Genomic DNA, 20,936 nt, shown 5'->3' on the forward strand with positions numbered 1-20,936 from the left:
TTAAGCCAATAAATTACAGGAGTTTTATTTTTTTATTTAAAATCCCAGAACTTGCAAAGCTTTAACCCAGCCACAAGCTCGTTTTAGTCCGAATTTAGAAAAGTGTTGATCGATACTGGATGCCTTGCCAATTAGATTGGCAAAACTTTTATTGATATTTACCGAGGCATTTAAAAATTGGGCTTCGGTTAAATCAATCCGAGATAAAATGTCAGGTAAATCAGATTTAATCGAACCTTTTTTGCCTTCGGCTAACTGCCTGCCAGTCCAATCTACCAGCTCTAAATAGGATTGTGTTGATATTTGAATGTGTTTTTTGCAATGTTTGGATAGTGGTAACAAATCATCAGGTTGATCTTTTACCGAGTTAGAGTGATTGGATGCTTTGAAACTTGCACTTCGTTTTTTAACTGATGTAAATTCAGATGTTTCAGGTGTGTCCGCCATTTGGGCGCGAACTGGGTTTAAATCGACATATACCATCGCACTTAATAACCCTTCATCATCTAAAATGGCTTTTGATTTATAACGGCTCTCCCAAAATTTTCCTGTGCAGTTATCTTCAATATTCGAAAGCCTTGCCATAGGTTCGTTAATGTTTTTCATGAACCAGCCAATATTCATCAAACGTTCACGCCAAATTACAACGCTTTCACTCAGCAACTTTTCTTCTAAATCGCTCAGTTTTGCGCCTTGTACAAAAGCTTGAGAAATCACAGTGCCGTTGTAGAGCTTATGCCAGCGTTTAATTATTTCGATTCTGGACCAAGATTCAACTTTTTGAGTGTCTACGCTAATTACTAAATGAAAATGGTTACTCATGATTGCATATGAAGCGATATCAATGGCGAATATGGTGGGTAGGTTTAATAAAATATCTTCGAGCCAGCCACGACGATGCTCATAATCTTGATTGGTGTATTGATCCTTACCACATAAAAAAGCACGTCGAACACAACGGCAAGTGATTAAATATTTAGTGGTGGCGGTATAGTTTACAAGGCGTTTTCTAGCTTGAGTCATTGTGATTCCATAATTAATGATTAATAATAATTTATTGGGAAACATTCAATCCATTTGAAATATGTTGTAATTAATTAAATGATAGATTGGAATTAGGCGTTGTCAAGTTGGCTTCCGTTGCATGTCCAATAGGGTCCTTCCAATAGGGTCCTTCAATAGGGTCCTTACCTCCTTTAGGTTTTGGTTTGGCTTGAATATTAAGCTGTTGTTCTATTTGTTCGATAAATTTAGATGTGCCTAATACCCAATATTTATTCGTGCATTCTCGAATATCTTGAATGAGTGTGTCTTTGATTTCTTGCAAAAACTAATTTGACCCTATTGGTTTCCATTCAGAACAAGATTCACTAAATGTTTAAAAATTTCACGCAATGCTTTACAATAAAAACCGTATGATTAGCATTCATTCTAATAACTAATCAAACAAGGAAAAACCATCAAATTTAATTCACTAGGATAACCATGAAATTACTAATAAGCTTAATCATTGCAATAGTTGTTACCAGCTGCTCACCTATAACTACAAATATACAAACCACTTACAACGATGTTTACAAAAAAAATCAACTAAATATAATCGTACAAGATAAGAATAAATTACCAATTGAAAACGTCAGTATTTATGTAGGGTATAATAGTTCAAAAATGATAACTAACCTAATTGACGAAGTTACAATAACCCCTATAAAAACAGACAGTAATGGCAAAGCAACTTTAACCCACTCAAAACAATGGAATCAGACAGTTAAAGATAATGCAAAATGTATTTTGAAATCAAAGGAGTTATTCTGCACCGAAGAACTGGTTGAAGGATTTGTTAGTGAGGAGTACGTTTATATTAACAAATCAGGATTTAAGGAACAGAAAATATTCTATTTATCTATCATTAATTGCAATATTTTAGGTGCAACATGCCAAACCGTCGAATTAGAAAATGGCAATAAACAATTCGTTATTAATCTAGTTATTGACTTAGAATCTATATAATTAACAATGGTAAATATAGAGCTAGAAAACTAACTAAGACCCAAAATAAAACCTAGGCCAATCCTAGAACTAATCAGGGTCAAATCGTACGCCGTTACCGGCAATATATCTAGCAGGTTAAAGTCCTGTCCTAGGAATTACTCATTCACCTAGGTAGCACTGAAAAGCAGTGTTCAAGTAATTGGATGCTGTAAGTTTTTCAAAGGCAAAACCGCAGACCGCAACGCAAGTGAATCTGTTTAGCCTCGTTAACTAAATAAGGACGCTGACTCTCTGTTTTGAAGGGGAAAGCTGTCATCTTTCAATCAAAAATATGATTTCTGATCTGTCTTTTTTTTAGACAGTCACAAACATGTTTAATGAGCATGAACGAAAGAGTCCTTCGGGGTTATAAGAGTGGTATGTGGTGGAAGATACATTGTGCAGGACGGGAGATCCAATAAGGTGATTTTTGCAGAATCAACGGTCATTTATAAGCGAAGAGCGAAATGATGACGGGCTTTATTGGAAGTCAGAGGGGCTAATAGTACCGTTTGAGGGTGAGCGACAACATAACGACACCCAAGGGAAGTGGCTCTACTTTATTCATGTAACCAAAGAGGAAAAGGCTCAGATGATTGCATTATGCTATTAACATCTTCCAGTTTGAAAAAACGAGTCGGTGACCTTCAGAGGAAACTATTTCAAAAAGCCAAACAACAATCCACATTTTGCTTTTATTCAATCTATGACAAGGTTTATCGTTTGGATGTCCTGCAATATGCTTACGAACTTGTTAAGAAAAACAATGGCAAACCTGGTTTAGATCGGGTGACATTTGAAACAATAGAACGAGAAATATCAAAGTGGCGTTACTTAAATATTTTACAATCTAAGCTTAAATTTAATTCCTATCAATCCAGTCCAATTAAACGTGTCGACATACCGAAAGGTAATGGCGAAACTCGTCCGTTGGGTATCCCGAATATTGAAGATCGAATCATCCAAATGGCTGTTAAAATTGTCATTGAACCAATTTTTGAATCGGGCTTCAGTAATAACAGTTACGGATTTCGTCCTAATCGATCGGCTCATCAAGCCATGAACAGTATTACTCAATCGTTAAGATCGGGACATACACAAGTGATTGATGCTGACCTGTCGAAATACTTTTATACCATCGCGCACGTTAAGCTCATGAAGTTAGTATCGCTGAGAGTTTCTGATAAGAAAGTATTAGCGTTATTAAATCAATGGTTAAAGTCGGTGGTGATCAAAGTAGAAAAGAGCGGAAAACAAACGGTTATTGCAGGTGGTAAGAAAAGTAAATTAGGCACACCTCAAGGTGGTGTTATCTCGCCATTATTGGCCAATATCTATCTGGATGTATTGGATAGAATATGGGACAAACACAATTTAGCATTTAAATTAAAAGCGAAAATAGTCCGATACGCTGACGATTTAGTGATTCTTTGTAAAAATGAAACAGATGCATCATATAAAGTGTTAACACAAGTTTTGGGTAAATTAGATTTACAACTTAATGGAGACAAAACTGAAGTGGTAGATTCGCTAAAAGAGAAGTTTAATTTTCTAGGTTTTGAAATTTCAATGGCAAAAAGCAAACAATCAGGAAAAGTATTCCCGATGGTTGAGCCGTCACAGAAATCGATGAAAAAAGTAAGTGAGAAGATTAAATTTTACACTCGAAGAGCGATGAATCCAGTACCGATAAATGAAGTGGTTAGACAATTAAATGCAACAGTCAGAGGCTGGTGCAATTATTTTTATTATGGTTACGGTCATCGAAAAATAAAGAAGATCCGATACTATATGGAAGAAAGTCTGCGACACCAACTAAGGTACAGACACAAGGTGAGAAATAGAGGGGCGAGTTATCATAAATTTCCAAGGCAGTATTTGTACGGTTATTTAGGGTTGTATCAGCCACCAGTAAAACCGCGTTGGAAAGTTGTGCATGCTTGAGAAGAAGGATATCGGAAAGCCGTATGCGGGAGAACCGCACGTACGGTTTGATGAGGGGAGGCTGTCATGTTTTTTTAGATGTGGCTGTCTTCTACTCTATTTGACTTCATACCTCACTGCAGTCCGAAGTCAATATTTGACCCTATTCTATTTAGATTGAGATGAGTGTATGAAAAATAAAAATAAAAATAAAAAATTAAAAGAAGTTAATGAAAATAAAATACCCGATGTAAAATCTTATAAAGAATTATTTAAGGAGAATAGGAAATTTATTTTTTTGGTAGTTATTTTTATTACATTATCCGCTATAACAGTTCCTCAAATTTTTACAATACCCGTTGGTTGGGTGATTAATTCAACTATAACTTATGAATTTAATAATTATAGTTATGCTAGAGGTAGTGGTTTTCAAGTGGTGTATTATTTGCAGCTTGTTGGTGAAAATAATTTGAAGGAACTTGGGTTTTTTATATACATATTTGCAATTATTTTATATGTATTTTTATTAGGAGTCGGCTCTGTACTTTTTAAGTATATTAAAGGTGATAAACATGTTGAGTATAAATTGCTTGTGTTGTTGCTCCCATTATTTGTAACGCTGTTGATTTTTAAAATAGATACTTCACATGTGATATTGAAATTCTTAATTAATACATATTAATCATTTAGGGTAAATAACAAGGAAAACAGAATGGACCAATGGGGGCAGAGTAAATAGAGAACGCGTTAAATTGAAGGCTTACTCTGACACACACAATAAGCTTGAACAAAACCAACCAAAACACCCAAAATAAAACCGAGGCCAATCCCAAAAAGATTGGCCTTTTTTTATCCAACGTAAACTAAGTGAAATACACCACAAAACAGAATGGCAAAACAGAATGGGGTCAAATCGTACGCCGTTACCGGCAATATATCTAGCGGGTTAAAGTCCTGTCCTAGGAATTACTCATTCACCTAGGTAGCACTGAAAAGCAGTGTTCAAGTAATTGGATGCTGTAAGTTTTTCAAAGGCGAAACCGCAGACCGCAACGCAAGTGAATCTGTTTAGCCTCGTTAACTAAATAAGGACGCTGACTCTCTGATTTGAAGGGGAAAGCTGTCATCTTTCAATCAAAAATATGATTTCTAATCTGTCTTTTTTAGACAGTCACAAACATGTTTAATGAGCATGAACGAAAGAGTCCTTCGGGGTTATAAGAGTGGTATGTGGTGGAAGATACATTGTGCAGGACGGGAGATCCAATAAGGTGATTTTTGCAGAATCAACGGTCATTTATAAGCGAAGAGCGAAATGATGACGGGCTTTATTGGAAGTCAGAGGGGCTAATAGTACCGTTTGAGGGTGAGCGACAACATAACGTCACCCAAGGGAAGTGGCTCTACTTTATTCATGTAACCAAAGAGGAAAAGGCTCAGATGATTGCATTATGCTATTAACATCTTCCAGTTTGAAAAAACGAGTCGGTGACCTTCAGAGGAAACTATTTCAAAAAGCCAAACAACAATCCACATTTTGCTTTTATTCAATCTATGACAAGGTTTATCGTTTGGATGTCCTGCAATATGCTTACGAACTTGTTAAGAAAAACAATGGCAAACCTGGTTTAGATCGGGTGACATTTGAAACAATAGAACGAGAAATATCAAAGTGGCGTTACTTAAATATTTTACAATCTAAGCTTAAATTTAATTCCTATCAATCCAGTCCAATTAAACGTGTCGACATACCGAAAGGTAATGGCGAAACTCGTCCGTTGGGTATCCCGAATATTGAAGATCGAATCATCCAAATGGCTGTTAAAATTGTCATTGAACCAATTTTTGAATCGGGCTTCAGTAATAACAGTTACGGATTTCGTCCTAATCGATCGGCTCATCAAGCCATGAACAGTATTACTCAATCGTTAAGATCGGGACATACACAAGTGATTGATGCTGACCTGTCGAAATACTTTGATACCATCGCGCACGTTAAGCTCATGAAGTTAGTATCGCTGAGAGTTTCTGATAAGAAAGTATTAGCGTTATTAAATCAATGGTTAAAGTCGGTGGTGATCAAAGTAGAAAAGAGCGGAAAACAAACGGTTATTGCAGGTGGTAAGAAAAGTAAATTAGGCACACCTCAAGGTGGTGTTATCTCGCCATTATTGGCCAATATCTATCTGGATGTATTGGATAGAATATGGGACAAACACAATTTAGCATTTAAATTAAAAGCGAAAATAGTCCGATACGCTGACGATTTAGTGATTCTTTGTAAAAATGAAACAGATGCATCATATAAAGTGTTAACACAAGTTTTGGGTAAATTAGATTTACAACTTAATGGAGACAAAACTGAAGTGGTAGATTCGCTAAAAGAGAAGTTTAATTTTCTAGGTTTTGAAATTTCAATGGCAAAAAGCAAACAATCAGGAAAAGTATTCCCGATGGTTGAGCCGTCACAGAAATCGATGAAAAAAGTAAGTGAGAAGATTAAATTTTACACTCGAAGAGCGATGAATCCAGTACCGATAAATGAAGTGGTTAGACAATTAAATGCAACAGTCAGAGGCTGGTGCAATTATTTTTATTATGGTTACGGTCATCGAAAAATAAAGAAGATCCGATACTATATGGAAGAAAGTCTGCGACACCAACTAAGGTACAGACACAAGGTGAGAAATAGAGGGGCGAGTTATCATAAATTTCCAAGGCAGTATTTGTACGGTTATTTAGGGTTGTATCAGCCACCAGTAAAACCGCGTTGGAAAGTTGTGCATGCTTGAGAAGAAGGATATCGGAAAGCCGTATGCGGGAGAACCGCACGTACGGTTTGATGAGGGGAGGCTGTCATGTTTTTTTAGATGTGGCTGTCTTCTACTCTATTTGACTTCAGACCGCATTGAGCTATCTTTAAATTAAGCCCACTTAAAGTTAGCTCAATATGTCTAGACCTTTACGAATTGAATTTGAAAACGCTTTTCACCATGTTATGAATCGAGGCCGTGGACGGCAGGATATTTTTTTAGATGATACAGATTATCAATACTTTCTTCATTGTATCGAACTGGCTTGTCAGCGATTTAAGGTTGAAATTCACGCTTATTGTTTGATGACCAATCATTATCATCTTTTAATAAAAACACCTAATGCTAACCTTAGTTATGCTATGAAGCATATTAATGGGCTTTATACTCAATACTTTAATCGAAAACACCACACTGATGGGAGTCTATTTAGAGGGCGCTATAAATCTGTATTGGTGGATGCTGATAATTATTTATTGCATGTTAGTCGATACATTCACAGAAACCCAATTGAAACAAAAAAGCCCATGGTTGAAAAGTTATCGGATTATTTTTGGTCAAGTTATCCTGCGTTTATAAATGAAATCAATCCACCAACTTGGCTAAATAGAGATTTTATTTATCAATTACAAAATAAACATCAAAAATACAATGCTTATAAACAATATGTTGAGTTGGGTAATGATCAGGCTATTGGTAAAATTTATAACGCTAAAAAATTATTGTCTATTTTGGGTGAGGATTCATTTGTTAAAAGGGTCAAGAATAATATTAAAAATGGTAACGATGAAATAAGATTGGTATCTAAAAATATATCGCCAGAAGTGATTGTCGCATATTTATCGAAGCGCTTTAGTCTTGATCAGTTTGATATTTTGAATGCTAAGCAAGGCGTGAAAGAAAAGAACTTACCACGCTGGTGTGCAATAAAGTTATGCCAAGATCTTTGTGGAATGAGGCTTAGTGAATTAGCTTATTTATTTAATGTGCAAAGTTATACAACAATCTCTAAAACCGTGAGTCGATTAAATAAATTAATGCAAGAAGAAAAAGAAATAAAATCAAAATATGATAAATTATTAAAAGGTTTGATGTCTGAAGTCAAGATTTGACCCCTAGCCCTAAGATTTGACCCCCTGCCCTGTGGACCCCCTGCCCTGTAAAGGTTATTTGACCCTATTGGCTTCTTATTGTTGATAATTACGCGACTCATAAACATGAAAATGTCAGGAAGTGGCTAGAAAAAAATAGTCGCGTGCAATTACATTTTATTCCCACAAGTTCGTCATGGTTAAATTTGGTTGAAAGGTTTTTTGCTTTAATTACACAAAATCAATTAAAAAAGGAATTTTCACATCGGTAAAAGAACACCACCTAATCAAGACACACCTAATCAAGACACACTGAATAAGCAACAAAACGTCACAAAACTAGGATAGTGAAATCACCGTCTTAAACTATTTTACGCTTGTTTCAGGATATCAAATATCTTATCCATAAATACTTTGAATTTATTGAAAACGCTTGATTAACATTGATAATGTAATTTGTTTATTACGTGTATTATTCATGATCAATAATCTTAATAGGGGCAAATCTTTACTTCAGACCTCACGATTGGTTATGCGGTCTGAAGTCAAGACTCGACCCCTTCTTTTTTTATGCGGTCTGAAGTCAAGACTCGACCCCTTCTTTTTCCTTCTTTTTCGCTTCTTTTTAATGGGTTTTTGGTGATTAAGGTTGGTCCAATTCAATTATTAAATCGCTTAATCTTTGTATGTTGTCTGCATGGTCCACAATAATAATGGAATTGACTCTACTTGATTCTATTTGGGTAATATAACCGTATTTCGAAACCAAAGGTCTTAATATGTCAACGGCATTGGACGCTTTGATGTTTTTTAATTCAATGGTTTCAGTGATTACCTCGCTGCTTTGAGGGTTTCCTGTTGTGTCTATTTTTGAAGATTTATTTTTTAAATGACCAGTAGGCATAACAACATAAAAACTGCCTTTATCCACTAATCCATAATTATTTAACAATAAAGTTTGGTTTAATAACTCAAATAATTGCTCGTTAGTTGCGTTGTCAAAATCAATGAAGAGTTTGACAGATCCTTCTAATGTGTCATTAATAACAAAAGATTTTCCCGTTGTGTCACCTACAATGTTGATCAATTCATTTAATGTGATCTCTTTTAAATGATCGTAGTTTTTTGAAAAAGTAAGAGGGCTGAATAAACACAGTAGGGTTAATGCGAATGCCTGTATTTTAACTGTCATAGTATTGCCTTAATGGTTGATCGCGTTATCCTGAAACGCAATTGATTGTTGCATCCTTATGTACAGTCTAAAGGAGTGCTTTAAGTTATGAGTGATGAATCTTTTATTAGTTTCAGATCAATATTTATTTATTTGGAGGCAAGAAGCTCAATGGGGGCGCGCCTTATATTTGACATAGACACTTACAAGATGATTAGTTTTGTCGCAGAAAGCAAACGACCTACGAATAAAATCCGTAAATTAAGCCTAGAATACTGAAAAAATTCCATTAACAAAAAAACAAAAGTCACACACTTTTGAACGCTATTCGTTAGTCGATTCAAATATTGGTTTTAGAAAAGGGCAGATTATTGAACTAGGCAATCATGATGAATTGAGTGATAGTGGAACCAGAAATGATACAAACCACATAAAAAAGACCACTAAATAGTGGCCTTTTTTATTTTTTGAAGGGTCGGGGCGATTGATTATTAATGCATCAAGATGACCTTAAAGTGATTCGAGTAACCCTACATTAACGCAAAATCTTGAATGTTTTTTTGGTCATCTGCATTCATTACAATACCAAAATCCCCAAAATCTTTTTTCACACAATTAATTGCATCAAGAATTTCTCCATCTACTTTTTTATGTTCAATAGGGAATATCATTTCTTTAGGTAGAATATTATTCAGTTTTAATCGCTTTAATTTTGCCAACCACGCATCACTGTGTTCATATATTTTGTTAACTTTATTCGTATCTAAAAATAATGGTTTTATAATTTTAATCCGCGCATTTTCATGTACCTGTGTTAAATCAAAGCGCGCGGTAAATCCATTATCTGTCTTAAGTATTTGCCTAATAAAAGGGCGCTCTAAGTTTAATTCTGTTAAAAAACCATTTATTTTAGAATGTAATTTCTTTTCATAACTTTCTTTAGTCGCGAATTTATGATTTACAAAATCATCAAAAATATTAGTCAATTCAGCATCTAAGTCAGTACTAATCAATTTTGTACGCTGTTCACTAAAGTTGATTATATTTGCTCGAGGCATCACTAAATGCTCTAAAGCGTCCATTGCGTTTATATGTTGATTTTCAACCTGCTCATTTAAGTAAGCCAACTCAGCTGTAAAATATTTCACGGCATCACTCACCAATGCTTTATCTAAGTGCTTAAAAAACTGAGTATAACGAGTAAAATTTTGTATCTCTAACTTGAATAGAAACTTATTCAATTTAGGAACCGCCATAATAATACCGATATTGGCAAATTCCTCGCTTTCTGGATACGGCATAAAGCGCACTACGGCGTAACGACAGGCTTGATTATTCATTTGCTACTCCAGAAAGAAGGTTGTTGATAAAGGTTAAGTATGGCAAAAATTGAGTCATAGTCTAACTCAATTGGACAAGTCTCTTCAAGGTCGGTCCATTGCCATTGTTCTGGTATTTGATTTAGACTTTCTTTTGCAGAAAGTATTGCTTGGGCCATTTTCAATTCAAATGCCTCTTTCTTAAATAAATCACCAAATATCTTGTCTTTTAAATGAGGAAATACGTGCAAGTCAAAAAAATCGGATTCATTAAATTCTAAATCAAAAGCTAAATTATGATCAATCACGACTAATTCTTTTTTAGTATGATTAAATAATAAATTTGGATTGCTATCCGTTCTATCTAAGTTTTGAACCCAAAAATCAAACAATAAAATTTTAATCGCTAACGACTCATCTATCAATTTTATTGAGCTTTTTTGAAACCATTGCGAATTATCAACATCCACGGTACCAAATGCTGGTCCTTCGCCAATTATTTTCTGATCGTTTGGCAAACAATCTATTAGCTCTTCTGAAAAATTAACCAGTTTAAATTCAGGAAAAGGTAGCTTCATTGAAACGGCCAAATGCGCACAAATCCATTCCTTAATCTGATCAAGACGACTAACATTATGACCTTTAACCCAATATTTTTTATGATCATCGCCTTTACATAGATGAACCCCACTCATTCCTTGAGCTGATCTGTTAATGACTTCAATTATTTCTGTCATGCCTTAACCTTTCTAGTGTTCGATTCTGAATATGAGCATCATTAACTAAGTTAGCTTAAGTGTCAAAGATAGCAACCAATAGAGGCTTACTCTGACACACACAATATGCCTGAATCCCTTGTGCTAAATGGGTTAAAAATTCAACTTGTTAACTGATTAAGGACACCTAACCAAGACACACTGAATAAGCAAAAAAACGTCACAAAACTAGGATAGCGAAATCACTGTCTTAAACTATTTTACGCTTGTTTCAGGATATCAAATATCTTATCCATAAATACTTTGAATTTATTGAAAACGATTGATTAACATTGATAATGTAATTTGTTTATTACGTGTATTATTCATGATCAGTATGTCTTAGTAGTTTTTATTAATGTAAATTGTCATTTATGATAATAAGTGACTATTTAAGCAAGTTAAGCAAGTTGGTGTGAGAATTTGGTCGCTACAAAATTGCGAAGAATCAGAGATTTAAATGTATTTTTTTATATATTCTAATTTGTTTTTTTGCAGATTAAGTCAGTTCATATTGAATTATTTGTATTTGGGAAAACTAAAAAATAAAAATGAAACACTATCGAAAAGCGCAACCAAAAGATGCGCAAGCATTAACGGACTTAATACGAAAAGCCAAAGCGCATTGGGGATATCCTGATGAGTGGATGGCACAATGGGAGCCGCTTTTAACGATGACAAGCGATTGGATTGAAAAACATAACGCGGTGCTATTATTAGATAAGCAAAAAATAATTGGTTTTTATGGCATTGAATTTAAAATCGATCATGCTTATTTGGAACACTTATGGGTGAACCCTGATTGGATCGGTACTGGTTGTGGAAAAGCGTTGTTTATTAAAGCTTGTGAAGATGCAAAAAACCAAGGGTTCACAATGATGGAGTTAAGTGCAGATCCAAATGCATTAGGGTTTTATTTGCATATGAACGCCGTTAAAGTAGGTGACATTCGTAGTTCGATTTGTGGGGTTGCTAGAATATTGCCGACTTTGAGGATCGATTTAAATACTTAGCACGCCTCAATAACATGATCAAAACCCCGCAATGATCACTCTGGTTACAATTAAAAGCGAACCCATTCTCAATTCAATGATATAATCGCGTTTTTATTATTTTAGAGCGAACTATGAGTTTCAAGCAGCTGGGCATTTCTGAGCCTATTATCCGCGCGTTAAACCTTAAAGGTTACACCGATGCGACGCCCATTCAGAAAAATTGTATTCCTGAAATCTTTGCGGGCAAAGATATGGTTGCCAGCGCACAAACGGGTACGGGTAAAACCGGCGCGTTTACGTTACCTCTCATTCAGCGTCTAAATAAATACGGCCCGTTAGAACCTAAAAAAGTGCGTTCTATTATTTTGGTGCCTACTCGTGAACTTGCCATTCAAGTACATGAAAACATATCTCAATACAGCCAGTTTTTATCTATTAAAGCCGGCGTTGCTTTTGGTGGTCAGCCATTAGCTCAACAAATTAAAGCGTTAGAAAAAGGCGTGCATGTTTTAGTGGTGACTCCTGGTCGATTGATGGATTTACAAAAACGTAAAGCCATTGAGTTAGATCAAGTGGATGTAATTGTATTAGATGAAGCGGATCGTTTGTTGGAGTTGGGTTTTCAAGCGCAGCTAGGAACGATTTTGGCTCAATTGCCTAAAATTCGCCAAACGTTGATGTTCTCTGCTACATACGGCGCTAAGATCAAAAAACTAAGCGAACAATGGTTAAACAACGAAGTACGTATCAACACAAAAGCACAGAACACCGTTGCTGATAACGTGACTCAAAAAGCCATTTTATGTGATAAAGAGCGTAAGTTTGAATTAACCGCGCACTTAATTAAGAAAAATAATTGGTCTCAAGTATTGGTTTTTGTACGAACTAAAGCCGGTGCCGATGAATTGGCCGATTACCTTTATGATCACAAACACGGTGTAAGCTTAAGTGCTGCGTCTATTCATAGTGATAAAACACAGGCTAAACGTACATCGATTTTGAAAAAATTCAAAGAGGGTAAAATTCAAGTATTGGTAGCCACCGATGTGGCCGCCCGTGGTTTGGATATTAAAGATTTACCCGCAGTGATTAATGTTAACTTGCCATTTGTTAAAGAAGATTACGTACACCGAATTGGTCGTACAGGTCGTGCTGAAGCAAAAGGTGAGGCTTATACATTGATTAGTGCAGACGAGTCTGAATTGCTTGATAAAATTGAAGTGTTATTACAAAAAGTGGTTGAGCGTGAAACCATTGTAGAGTTTCGCCCAAGACAGCCCGTTGCCCCGACCCGTTTGCGTTTGAAGTATCAACCGCGTGACCGAACTAAAAAACCAGGCGTGAGAAAATCAAAAGGCGCAACAAGTAAAAAAGATTTGGCAGCAAATAACCCGTATTTAATGGGTTTATCTAAACGCGCACGTAAAGCGGTAAGATAATAGTACGAGCACTTGCATGGATGCAGGTGCTCTTTATATTAAGGTTGTTGTTCAAAGCCCTTTTTTAAGGCTATGTTTAAAAATTATGTTGCTGTATCTGCAACAGCTTGAATTCTAACAATTTTTCTTGCTCATTTAAATTTTCAGAAAACACCTGATATTTATGCCAAGCCAGCATCCTAAACCAGCCCAGATATTTCGGTAAATACTTACTCGCCACCCCATGCATTTTTAAATACCACTGCTTCAATTGTGAGTGATAATTGTTGATATTTTGAATATGAAACACGCCTTCTTTAGTACGCGCATTGGTTAACACAACATGATGCAAATGATGATTTTCACAAATTCGATGATACGCAGGCTGGCCGTCAGTACATAAAATGGATTCATCCACAATTTTTGAGCCTAAATACATCTCGATTTCGTCACCGGTTACCTGCTTTAAAACATGATCAAACTCGTGATGATTCCGGTCCATCGCGGTTAACACTGCCACCCAATCTGTATTATTAAGCCCTTTTGTTGAGGCTTTTGTGCCGCGTTTTCGCGCTGGCCGATTAAGGTGTTTGTCGCCTTTTTTAGATTCTCGAAAGTAAGTTTCGTCAGCCTCAATAATGCCTTCAAGCCTGTCTTCAAAGGTGTTTTCGGCTGCATTCATATAACGGTGGCGCCAGTTAAAAGACGTCACCGAACTGATGCCCACTTTTTTAGCACAAACCCGAATGCTGTCTTGATCCAACATGTGCTCTAAATAGGCTTGCCAGTCGTCGGCTTTATGCTGATAAAAATACGCGCTGCCTCTTGTGCAAACAAAAGTCTTTTTACAATGATTACAATAAAACCGCTGGCGGCCGTTGCTTTTGCCGTATTTTCGCAAACGCTCACTTTCGCAATGAATGCACTTTCCATGAGAAATGCACTCTTTGGCTAAACGCTCTAAAATGGGGTTTTCTTGCAATGTTAGTGTTTGGACAAGCTTTTGTTTTTGCACAGGGTCTAATTTAGCGGCTTGTTTAATTAATTTTTGAAATTGTTGACGGTTCATACTTCGATCTATCATTAAGGTATAACTTTAGGTTAGATCGTGAAATGAATTTTGCTAGTAGCAACAAAAATGTTAAACATAGCCTTTTTAATTATCACTACTCGATCCAATGATGATGCAAGTATTCATAAGCCTCTTGTGCGGTATCCACAATTTTAAAATAATTTAAATCCTCTTCATTTATAGCGCCTTGCTCCACCAAAAATTCAAAGTTAATCAGTTTACTCCAATATTCTTTACCAATTAACGCGATGGGAATCGGTTTGACTTTTTTAGTTTGAATCAGTGTCAATGTTTCAAATAATTCATCTAAAGTGCCGTAACCACCAGGAAAGGCAGCCAGTCCAACTGCACGTTTTAAAAAGTGCATTTTTCGTATGGCAAAATAATGAAATTGAAAACACAGGTCTGGCGTAATAAACGGATTGGGTTTTTGCTCAAACGGTAAAACAATATTTAAACCGATGCTTTTGCCATTTTCATCAGCTGCACCTTGATTCGCCGCTTGCATCACACCAGGGCCACCACCTGTTACCACAACAAATTGTTTTCCGTTATATTTTAAGGACAGCTTGGTAATGTTTTGAGCAAGTTTGCGAGCCTCCAAATAAAAGCGACTGTTATTAACAATATTTTGTGCAATGGTTTTCTTTTTTAAGCGTTGTTTATTTTCACCTAGGGACTCAATTTCATCGCAAATGGTTTTTAATTTTTGCTGGGCAACCGATTGTTCTGGAAAGCGTGCGCCACCAAATATGACAACGGTTGATTCAATTTCATTTTCAGTTTGAATGATGTCTGCTTTTAACCATTCAAATTGCAAACGTGATGCACGCAGCTCATCGCGTAATAAAAAATCATCATCTGCATAAGCTAATTGATAAGACGGATTGTCCATTCTACTTTTGCGTGCTAATTCAAGATCTTGTGCTGCGCTAATCGCATCGTGTTTGGGTGCTTCTTGGTGACTCATGTGAGCTCCGTAATTAATATTTTTGTGAAATATTAAAGCATTGCATCGATGAGTGTCAGTTTAATTTTTTGGTTTGATTTTTTGGTTTGATTTTTTGGTTTGATTTTTTGGTTTGATTTTTTGATTGAAGCGATTAATTAGAAAAACACATTAATTAGAAAAACACATTAATTAGAAAACACATTGTTGTGAGTCATTAAATGATATTAGATTGATAAGGAAATTAGTACAAAAAGCCCCATTGCTACAACGCTATCATTTCATTACGACATTGTTGAATAGCATTGTTTAATAAAGGTAAATAATTCTCGTCTTGTCTGGCTAAAAAGTCTTTAGTCAGATAAATGCCAACAGGCATGCTTCTAGCAATAGATTTATGGATTTTGGTTGTAATATTGTTTTCTTTTATAAATGTTTCTACGGCTAATTCGTTGCCCATAAATACATCGATCCTATTGTTTAAAAGCATGCTGACTAAATTTTCAGTTTCAGCTACTTTGGTGACTAATCGGTAGTCGTTTTTTTCTAACCAATTGGCAATGTTAGAGCCGTTAGTCGCAACTACATCTATATCGGATTTGAAATGCTTACTTTGCGGATCAATATTTGAATCTATATAAAACCACGCCCAATTTTGTTCAGCAATGGCGGAGGTTCTAACGGCATAAATATCTCTGGTGGCATTTCTGGATGCTGAAAAAAATCCATCGGCAAAATTATTTTTAACCGCATGTTGTGCTCTTGCCCAGGGTAACACTTCAATTGTAAGGAGGGTGTTTAGTTTGGAGAATGCACATTGTACGACACTGACACTTTTACCAACTAATTCACCTGATTGGTTATAGTAGTGATACGGTGGCCAAATTTTAGTCGTTAGTCTGACTAGTTCGCTTGCATTTGAATAGCTAGTTAATGCGAAAATAATTAATAATGTGGGCTGTATTTTGAATAATAATTGCGTTTTAAATCGTTGAGTGGCTTTTAATCGTTGGGTAGTTCTAGTTGAAAATTTTAATTTTGCATGATGCATAGTTTTTTTTCACCTAGAGATTGTATTGCATTGTTTAAAGCATAGCAGTCAAAATACTGTTGAGTTGAATTTGCATTTAACAATTGTGTTACAAGTTGTATCGATGACAAAATTAGATAATATGTTCGATTTAGGTTTAAATAAAATGACTTCTGTTACTCATAAATAAGAGGCAAGAGCGTAAGCTGTCCTCTTTATTTTTTTGCAGAATTTTCTATGACTTCTCAAGCCGATATCCAAGTTTCCTCCTCAAACATTCACACTAAACACTCTGATCCTTCTTCTGACCCTTCTTCTGATCCTAGCTCACAAAAAGCGCCATTAAATTTATTAAAAAATTTAGTTCCTTTTTTGGCACGTTACAAATTGCGTATGGCGGGTGCAATGACAGCGTTATTGGTGACAACTGCCATTACTTTGTCGTTTGGCTCGGGTTTACGTTTATTAATTGATGAAGGGTTTGCCACGCAATCTACCGATCGATTAAATCAAATTTTATTGGGAATGTTGGTTTTGGCGGTCATATTTGCTATAGGAACAATTATTCGATTTTTTTTGGTTACCACACTGGGTGAATTAGTGACCAAAGATATACGTCAATCTGTTTTTAATCATGTTGTTAAGTTACATCCAAGTTATTTTGAGGAAAATAGAAGCGGTGAGATTATGTCTCGCTTAACCACTGATACCACGTTGTTACAGTCGATAATAGGGTCGAGTGTTTCCTTTGCGTTGCGAAGTGGTTTAACGATGGTGGGTGGTTTAATCATGATGTTAATTACTAATCCCAAACTAACTATGGTCGTTATTTTGGCTGTACCTTTGGTATTGATTCCAATGATTGTATTTGGCAAAAAAGTACGTGAATTATCAAAACGTAGCCAAGATCGTGTGGCCGATGTGGGTACATTTGCAGGCGAAATGATTCAGCAAATTAAAACGGTGCAAAGTTATAATCGAGAGGCGTACGAAATAAATAATTTCGATAAAGAAGTTTCAGGCGCTTATGATGTTTCAAAGTTGCGTATTCGCTATCGTTCAATTTTAATGGGCAGCGCCATATTCTTATCATTTTTTGCGATCGGAATTATGATTTGGGTGGGAGGCAGCGATGTGATACATGGACGTATGCAACCCGGTGAATTAGCTGAATTTGTCTTATACGCAATGATGGTTGCAATGGGTGTCGCATCCATTTCTGAAGTAATGGGGGAGTTACAGCGTGCAGCAGGTGCCACTGAGCGTTTGATGGATTTGATCAATGTGCACAGTGAAATTCAAACGCCTGAACATCCTATTGATGCATCATCAAGTAAAAATGGCGATATTGAATTTAAACAACTTAGTTTTAATTATCCTACTCGTCCTGATAAGCCTGCTATTGATGATATTCAATTAAGCATTAAACAAGGTCAAACAATTGCGATTGTAGGGCCAAGTGGTGCTGGTAAATCTACTATTTTTGAACTGTTGCTGCGTTTTTATGATCCGCAAAAAGGTCAAATTCTAGTGAATCAGCATAATATTAAAGACTGGTCTTTAGATGCATTACGTCAAAATATGGCTTGGGTGCCTCAGCATCCAATTTTATTCAGTGCAGATGTAATGCATAACATTCGCTACGGAAAGCCTGATGCCACTTTTGAGGAGGTAGTAGAAGCCGCTAAAGCGGCAAATGCACATGAATTTATTGAAAAATTACCCCAGGGTTATGAGTCGTATTTAGGTGAAAATGGCGTACGTTTAAGTGGCGGTCAAAAGCAGCGAATTGTGATAGCAAGGGCGATTTTAAATAATCCAAATATACTTTTACTTGATGAGGCGACCAGTGCACTGGATGCACAGTCAGAGCATTTAGTGCAAAACGCGTTAGATCGGTTGGTACTTTCAAGAACAACGCTGGTGATTGCGCATCGTTTGTCCACCATTAAAAATGCAGATTGTATCGTTGTTATGGATGAGGGGCGAATTGTTGAAACTGGCACCCACGATCAATTAATGCAAACGAGCAAGTTATATCAAAACTTAGCCCGACTGCAGTTTATGACATCGGCCCAATAACCGATTATAATGCGCCGATTTTATTAATTGAGTGAAATATGAAGACCTATACATTAAAGGCTGTGCTAATTTTCACAGCACTTACGTTTACTTTTCCATTATTTATTTTGGGGGTGGCAAAACTTGCTGGAGCGCGTGAAGCAGGAGCGATGCTTTTGCCTTTTTGCGCAGCTTCATTTTTATTTTTAACATTTTTTTATTCAAGATACTTTATGGGGCGTTTTAAATGGCCTGAGTCGATTGTGTTTGGTTTTATTTTGTCAGGTGTTGTGGTTGCATTCTTACTAAAAGTTTGTGTGCTATTTACAAACTTATTAGGTATTTAGTTTATTTCCTGATTACTTGTTGCAACTTAACTTGATTAAAGGCGCATTTGATAGGCTGTGTTTTGGTCATTATTTTTATTTCTAATGCTAAACCCAATCAGGAAAATCACTAATTGAGCTAATTATAGAATTTATTGTTGCATAATATTTTTTCTTTGTTGGAGAAGGTAAGAAATGTTTATTAAATATATTGCTTGGCGTGTATTAATGTTAATAATGCAGTATTAGAATTGTTATACCTATGCTTCTATTGTTTTTTAAGTATAATTCGCGTTTTTAAAAATTGAGAGTCTAAATATGAAAATAATTCGTGTAGTATTAGGGGCTTTGATTTTATTTTTAGATTGGGTGTTTACGCCAAAATCTGTAAAGCGCAGCGCAGCTTTTCAAAAGCAAATAGAGCAAAAAGTCAAAGGGTTAACCTTATATCAATATAAATCCTGTCCATTTTGTGTAAAAGTTCGCCGTGAATTAAAAAGACAATCTATACGCATTCCATTGAAGGATCCAAAAAGGGATGAGGTCGCAAAAACAGAGCTATTAGATGGCGCAGGTCGTTTAAAGGTGCCTTGTTTGAAGATAGTTGAAGGTTCAAATGTACGTTGGATGTTTGAATCGTCGGACATTATTGAATACATAAGAATGCGCACACTTTGAAGTAATAAAGGTTGATTAATTTCAGCCTTTTTTATTTTGCAATCAATGAAATATTTAAATATTGCACTGTGGAAAATGAGCCATTGATCCAGTCTAAACTTAATCCTGTTGATATACTCAATTGATCGGATCTTAACCAGTTGGACTCAATTGAAATATTAGAGAACGACTTTTGATTGTATCCAGTGTGGCCTTTTGGATTATAAAATTGATTGTTTATAAAATGGGATGCGTTTAATTTTATTTTATTATTTATTCGATTCCATGTTTTGTTGTAATTCACTTGGAAGGCTGTGGCAAGTTTGTTATTGATTAACTCATTTTCATATTTTGATGAAAGTAACGCTACAGATATTTGATTGTCACGATACTGACCACCTAACTTCATTTGCAGCCAAGTGCCTTTTTCAAATTGATTGTCGTTTGTTTCTTGGCCGCCTTTGTGGGTAATAAATATTTGTTCGTTAGTAAATAGATGCATATTTTTACTTTTCAAAAATCTATTTGAATGAATTGCACCTACTTCAAAATATTCTGCTGTGTTTTCTGTTTCTGCCACTTTCCAATTTGCCCATAAATCCATGTTGTTTCGTTGGGATGAGTTTAAATATTGAATTCCTTGTTCGACTTGTTGTTGATAAAAGTCATTATCCATACTTAAACCTTGATGAATGTCATGAGATTGATTGAGCACACCAAGAATCAAATTTTGATCGTTATTTAAATCAATATTTAAGCGAAACAAAGGTTTGATGGTATTTTGAGAATCACTTCCATATTTTATAAAGCCTATTGCGCCAATATCTAATTCAACTCGGCTGTTGAGTTGGCGACTTGCATAAATTGGAGCGATATTGCCAAAAAGTGTATAACCTTGAGCGCCATGTTCTTCAAACCATTCGTAATTGTATAAATAAGCAACGGCTTCTGTGGTGATGTGCCAATTTTTTGTAGATAAGGTGTTATTTGCTGTTTCAATCTGTCCATGAATATTTGCATAAGATAGTTCAGTTAAAACACCTAATATAATCATAGTGAAAACTTTAAATAACACGCAACGGGTTGCAGTTATATAACTCGTCGATTTGCTATGGATGTCGTTTGTAAATTGCATAACCGCACACTTTATTAGTGAAATATGAATATAATTCGTTTGTTCCCTTTATTTAATATAGTGGACGCTTTAGGGGTCTTAAGGATAAAAATGGTAGTGTTTTGTGTAGTTATATTGCATTTTATGCTTGTGTGTTTGTTTATGTGTTCAGGGATGAATTACTCAAATCTTCAGATTAAGAGTCTAATGG

19 protein-coding genes and 1 pseudogene are annotated in these 20,936 nt (G+C 35.6%); 11 read left to right on the forward strand and 9 right to left on the reverse strand.

Translation table 11 applies throughout. The features are described from left to right. Nucleotides 1-36: 36 nt before the first annotated feature. Entirely contained in the window at nt 37-1,023 is a 987-nt protein-coding gene (locus TYM08_RS02640; protein ID WP_422381425.1) for a transposase, read from the reverse strand. Nucleotides 1,024-1,093: 70 nt separating this feature from the next. Next, on the reverse strand, nt 1,094-1,327 hold the full coding sequence (locus tag TYM08_RS02645) for a hypothetical protein (protein ID WP_422381426.1): 234 nt from the start codon (nt 1,325-1,327) through the stop codon (nt 1,094-1,096). A 158-nt stretch (nt 1,328-1,485) separates the two neighbouring features. On the opposite strand from TYM08_RS02645, the gene TYM08_RS02650 reads away from it, so the two are divergent. From TYM08_RS02650 to TYM08_RS02675, 6 genes and pseudogenes are all read left to right on the forward strand, one after another. Further along, on the forward strand, nt 1,486-2,010 hold the full coding sequence (locus tag TYM08_RS02650; RefSeq protein ID WP_422381427.1) for a hypothetical protein: 525 nt from the start codon (nt 1,486-1,488) through the stop codon (nt 2,008-2,010). Nucleotides 2,011-2,634: 624 nt separating this feature from the next. Next, nucleotides 2,635-3,975 carry a group II intron reverse transcriptase/maturase gene (gene ltrA / locus TYM08_RS02655; protein WP_422381428.1) on the forward strand — a complete coding sequence of 447 codons (1,341 nt, stop codon included), beginning with the start codon at nt 2,635-2,637 and terminating at the stop codon, nt 3,973-3,975. 169 nt (nt 3,976-4,144) lie between these two features. Then, nucleotides 4,145-4,636 carry a hypothetical protein gene (locus tag TYM08_RS02660; RefSeq protein ID WP_422381429.1) on the forward strand — a complete coding sequence of 164 codons (492 nt, stop codon included), beginning with the start codon at nt 4,145-4,147 and terminating at the stop codon, nt 4,634-4,636. Between the two features lie 769 nt (nt 4,637-5,405). Next, on the forward strand, nt 5,406-6,746 hold the full coding sequence (gene ltrA / locus TYM08_RS02665; protein ID WP_422379593.1) for a group II intron reverse transcriptase/maturase: 1,341 nt from the start codon (nt 5,406-5,408) through the stop codon (nt 6,744-6,746). 158 nt (nt 6,747-6,904) lie between these two features. Beyond that, on the forward strand, nt 6,905-7,879 hold the full coding sequence (locus TYM08_RS02670; RefSeq protein ID WP_422381430.1) for a transposase: 975 nt from the start codon (nt 6,905-6,907) through the stop codon (nt 7,877-7,879). A 74-nt stretch (nt 7,880-7,953) separates the two neighbouring features. Then, nucleotides 7,954-8,135 (forward strand): annotated as a pseudogene (locus TYM08_RS02675) (transposase); the annotation flags it as partial. Nucleotides 8,136-8,501: 366 nt separating this feature from the next. Here TYM08_RS02675 and TYM08_RS02680 read toward each other — a convergent pair. From TYM08_RS02680 to TYM08_RS02690, 3 genes are all read right to left on the reverse strand, one after another. Continuing rightward, nucleotides 8,502-9,050, reverse strand: coding sequence for a secretin N-terminal domain-containing protein (locus TYM08_RS02680; RefSeq protein ID WP_422381431.1), 549 nt, complete (start codon nt 9,048-9,050; stop codon nt 8,502-8,504). A 509-nt stretch (nt 9,051-9,559) separates the two neighbouring features. Beyond that, nucleotides 9,560-10,369: a DUF3037 domain-containing protein gene (locus TYM08_RS02685; RefSeq protein WP_422381432.1), complete on the reverse strand. Its 810-nt coding sequence runs from the start codon at nt 10,367-10,369 to the stop codon at nt 9,560-9,562. Continuing rightward, nucleotides 10,366-11,085, reverse strand: a complete 720-nt coding sequence (locus tag TYM08_RS02690; protein WP_422381433.1) for a HipA family kinase — start codon at nt 11,083-11,085, stop codon at nt 10,366-10,368. Before TYM08_RS02690 ends, TYM08_RS02685 begins: the two co-directional genes overlap by 4 nt. A 569-nt stretch (nt 11,086-11,654) precedes the next feature. On the opposite strand from TYM08_RS02690, the gene TYM08_RS02695 reads away from it, so the two are divergent. Continuing rightward, entirely contained in the window at nt 11,655-12,116 is a 462-nt protein-coding gene (locus tag TYM08_RS02695) for a GNAT family N-acetyltransferase (RefSeq protein ID WP_422381434.1), read from the forward strand. A gap of 113 nt (nt 12,117-12,229) precedes the next feature. Continuing rightward, nucleotides 12,230-13,537: a DEAD/DEAH box helicase gene (locus TYM08_RS02700; RefSeq protein WP_422381435.1), complete on the forward strand. Its 1,308-nt coding sequence runs from the start codon at nt 12,230-12,232 to the stop codon at nt 13,535-13,537. 76 nt (nt 13,538-13,613) lie between these two features. On the opposite strand, the gene TYM08_RS02705 is transcribed toward TYM08_RS02700, so the two are convergent. The 3 genes from TYM08_RS02705 to TYM08_RS02715 all read right to left on the reverse strand — a co-directional run bounded on the left by TYM08_RS02705 (nt 13,614) and on the right by TYM08_RS02715 (nt 16,588). After that, nucleotides 13,614-14,585, reverse strand: a complete 972-nt coding sequence (locus TYM08_RS02705) for an IS1595 family transposase (RefSeq protein WP_422381436.1) — start codon at nt 14,583-14,585, stop codon at nt 13,614-13,616. A 97-nt stretch (nt 14,586-14,682) separates the two neighbouring features. After that, the gene (locus TYM08_RS02710; RefSeq protein WP_422381437.1) at nt 14,683-15,558 is read right to left on the reverse strand and encodes a TIGR00730 family Rossman fold protein; all 876 of its coding nucleotides are present in this window, start codon (nt 15,556-15,558) and stop codon (nt 14,683-14,685) included. 244 nt (nt 15,559-15,802) lie between these two features. Then, nucleotides 15,803-16,588 carry a substrate-binding periplasmic protein gene (locus tag TYM08_RS02715; RefSeq protein ID WP_422381438.1) on the reverse strand — a complete coding sequence of 262 codons (786 nt, stop codon included), beginning with the start codon at nt 16,586-16,588 and terminating at the stop codon, nt 15,803-15,805. Nucleotides 16,589-16,804: 216 nt separating this feature from the next. Between TYM08_RS02715 and TYM08_RS02720 the strand changes: the two genes are divergently transcribed. The 3 genes from TYM08_RS02720 to TYM08_RS02730 all read left to right on the forward strand — a co-directional run bounded on the left by TYM08_RS02720 (nt 16,805) and on the right by TYM08_RS02730 (nt 19,632). Further along, nucleotides 16,805-18,649 (forward strand): ABC transporter transmembrane domain-containing protein, encoded by a 1,845-nt coding sequence (locus TYM08_RS02720; protein WP_422381439.1) that lies wholly within the window; start codon nt 16,805-16,807, stop codon nt 18,647-18,649. Nucleotides 18,650-18,687: 38 nt separating this feature from the next. Continuing rightward, nucleotides 18,688-18,975: a hypothetical protein gene (locus TYM08_RS02725; protein ID WP_422381440.1), complete on the forward strand. Its 288-nt coding sequence runs from the start codon at nt 18,688-18,690 to the stop codon at nt 18,973-18,975. A gap of 297 nt (nt 18,976-19,272) precedes the next feature. Continuing rightward, entirely contained in the window at nt 19,273-19,632 is a 360-nt protein-coding gene (locus TYM08_RS02730; protein WP_422381441.1) for a glutaredoxin family protein, read from the forward strand. Nucleotides 19,633-19,663: 31 nt separating this feature from the next. On the opposite strand, the gene TYM08_RS02735 is transcribed toward TYM08_RS02730, so the two are convergent. Next, nucleotides 19,664-20,665 carry a hypothetical protein gene (locus TYM08_RS02735; RefSeq protein WP_422381442.1) on the reverse strand — a complete coding sequence of 334 codons (1,002 nt, stop codon included), beginning with the start codon at nt 20,663-20,665 and terminating at the stop codon, nt 19,664-19,666. Nucleotides 20,666-20,936 lie beyond the last annotated feature (271 nt).

Source organism: Marinicellulosiphila megalodicopiae, assembly GCF_045862395.1.
GTDB classification, from domain to species: Bacteria; Pseudomonadota; Gammaproteobacteria; order Pseudomonadales; family Natronospirillaceae; genus Marinicellulosiphila; species Marinicellulosiphila megalodicopiae.

What these genes read in the sequence shown, in the direction of transcription:
- TYM08_RS02725 (WP_422381440.1), top strand. Translation starts at nt 18,688, where the DNA reads ATGAAGACCTATACATTAAAGGCTGTGCTAATTTTCACAGCACTTACG.
- TYM08_RS02705 (WP_422381436.1), bottom strand. Translation starts at nt 14,585, where the DNA reads ATGAACCGTCAACAATTTCAAAAATTAATTAAACAAGCCGCTAAATTA.
- TYM08_RS02730 (WP_422381441.1), top strand. Translation starts at nt 19,273, where the DNA reads ATGAAAATAATTCGTGTAGTATTAGGGGCTTTGATTTTATTTTTAGAT.
- TYM08_RS02695 (WP_422381434.1), top strand. Translation starts at nt 11,655, where the DNA reads ATGAAACACTATCGAAAAGCGCAACCAAAAGATGCGCAAGCATTAACG.
- TYM08_RS02690 (WP_422381433.1), bottom strand. Translation starts at nt 11,085, where the DNA reads ATGACAGAAATAATTGAAGTCATTAACAGATCAGCTCAAGGAATGAGT.
- TYM08_RS02720 (WP_422381439.1), top strand. Translation starts at nt 16,805, where the DNA reads ATGACTTCTCAAGCCGATATCCAAGTTTCCTCCTCAAACATTCACACT.
- TYM08_RS02660 (WP_422381429.1), top strand. Translation starts at nt 4,145, where the DNA reads ATGAAAAATAAAAATAAAAATAAAAAATTAAAAGAAGTTAATGAAAAT.
- ltrA (WP_422381428.1), top strand. Translation starts at nt 2,635, where the DNA reads ATGCTATTAACATCTTCCAGTTTGAAAAAACGAGTCGGTGACCTTCAG.
- TYM08_RS02715 (WP_422381438.1), bottom strand. Translation starts at nt 16,588, where the DNA reads ATGCATCATGCAAAATTAAAATTTTCAACTAGAACTACCCAACGATTA.
- TYM08_RS02680 (WP_422381431.1), bottom strand. Translation starts at nt 9,050, where the DNA reads ATGACAGTTAAAATACAGGCATTCGCATTAACCCTACTGTGTTTATTC.
- ltrA (WP_422379593.1), top strand. Translation starts at nt 5,406, where the DNA reads ATGCTATTAACATCTTCCAGTTTGAAAAAACGAGTCGGTGACCTTCAG.
- TYM08_RS02650 (WP_422381427.1), top strand. Translation starts at nt 1,486, where the DNA reads ATGAAATTACTAATAAGCTTAATCATTGCAATAGTTGTTACCAGCTGC.
- TYM08_RS02640 (WP_422381425.1), bottom strand. Translation starts at nt 1,023, where the DNA reads ATGACTCAAGCTAGAAAACGCCTTGTAAACTATACCGCCACCACTAAA.
- TYM08_RS02735 (WP_422381442.1), bottom strand. Translation starts at nt 20,665, where the DNA reads ATGATTATATTAGGTGTTTTAACTGAACTATCTTATGCAAATATTCAT.
- TYM08_RS02710 (WP_422381437.1), bottom strand. Translation starts at nt 15,558, where the DNA reads ATGAGTCACCAAGAAGCACCCAAACACGATGCGATTAGCGCAGCACAA.
- TYM08_RS02700 (WP_422381435.1), top strand. Translation starts at nt 12,230, where the DNA reads ATGAGTTTCAAGCAGCTGGGCATTTCTGAGCCTATTATCCGCGCGTTA.
- TYM08_RS02685 (WP_422381432.1), bottom strand. Translation starts at nt 10,369, where the DNA reads ATGAATAATCAAGCCTGTCGTTACGCCGTAGTGCGCTTTATGCCGTAT.
- TYM08_RS02670 (WP_422381430.1), top strand. Translation starts at nt 6,905, where the DNA reads ATGTCTAGACCTTTACGAATTGAATTTGAAAACGCTTTTCACCATGTT.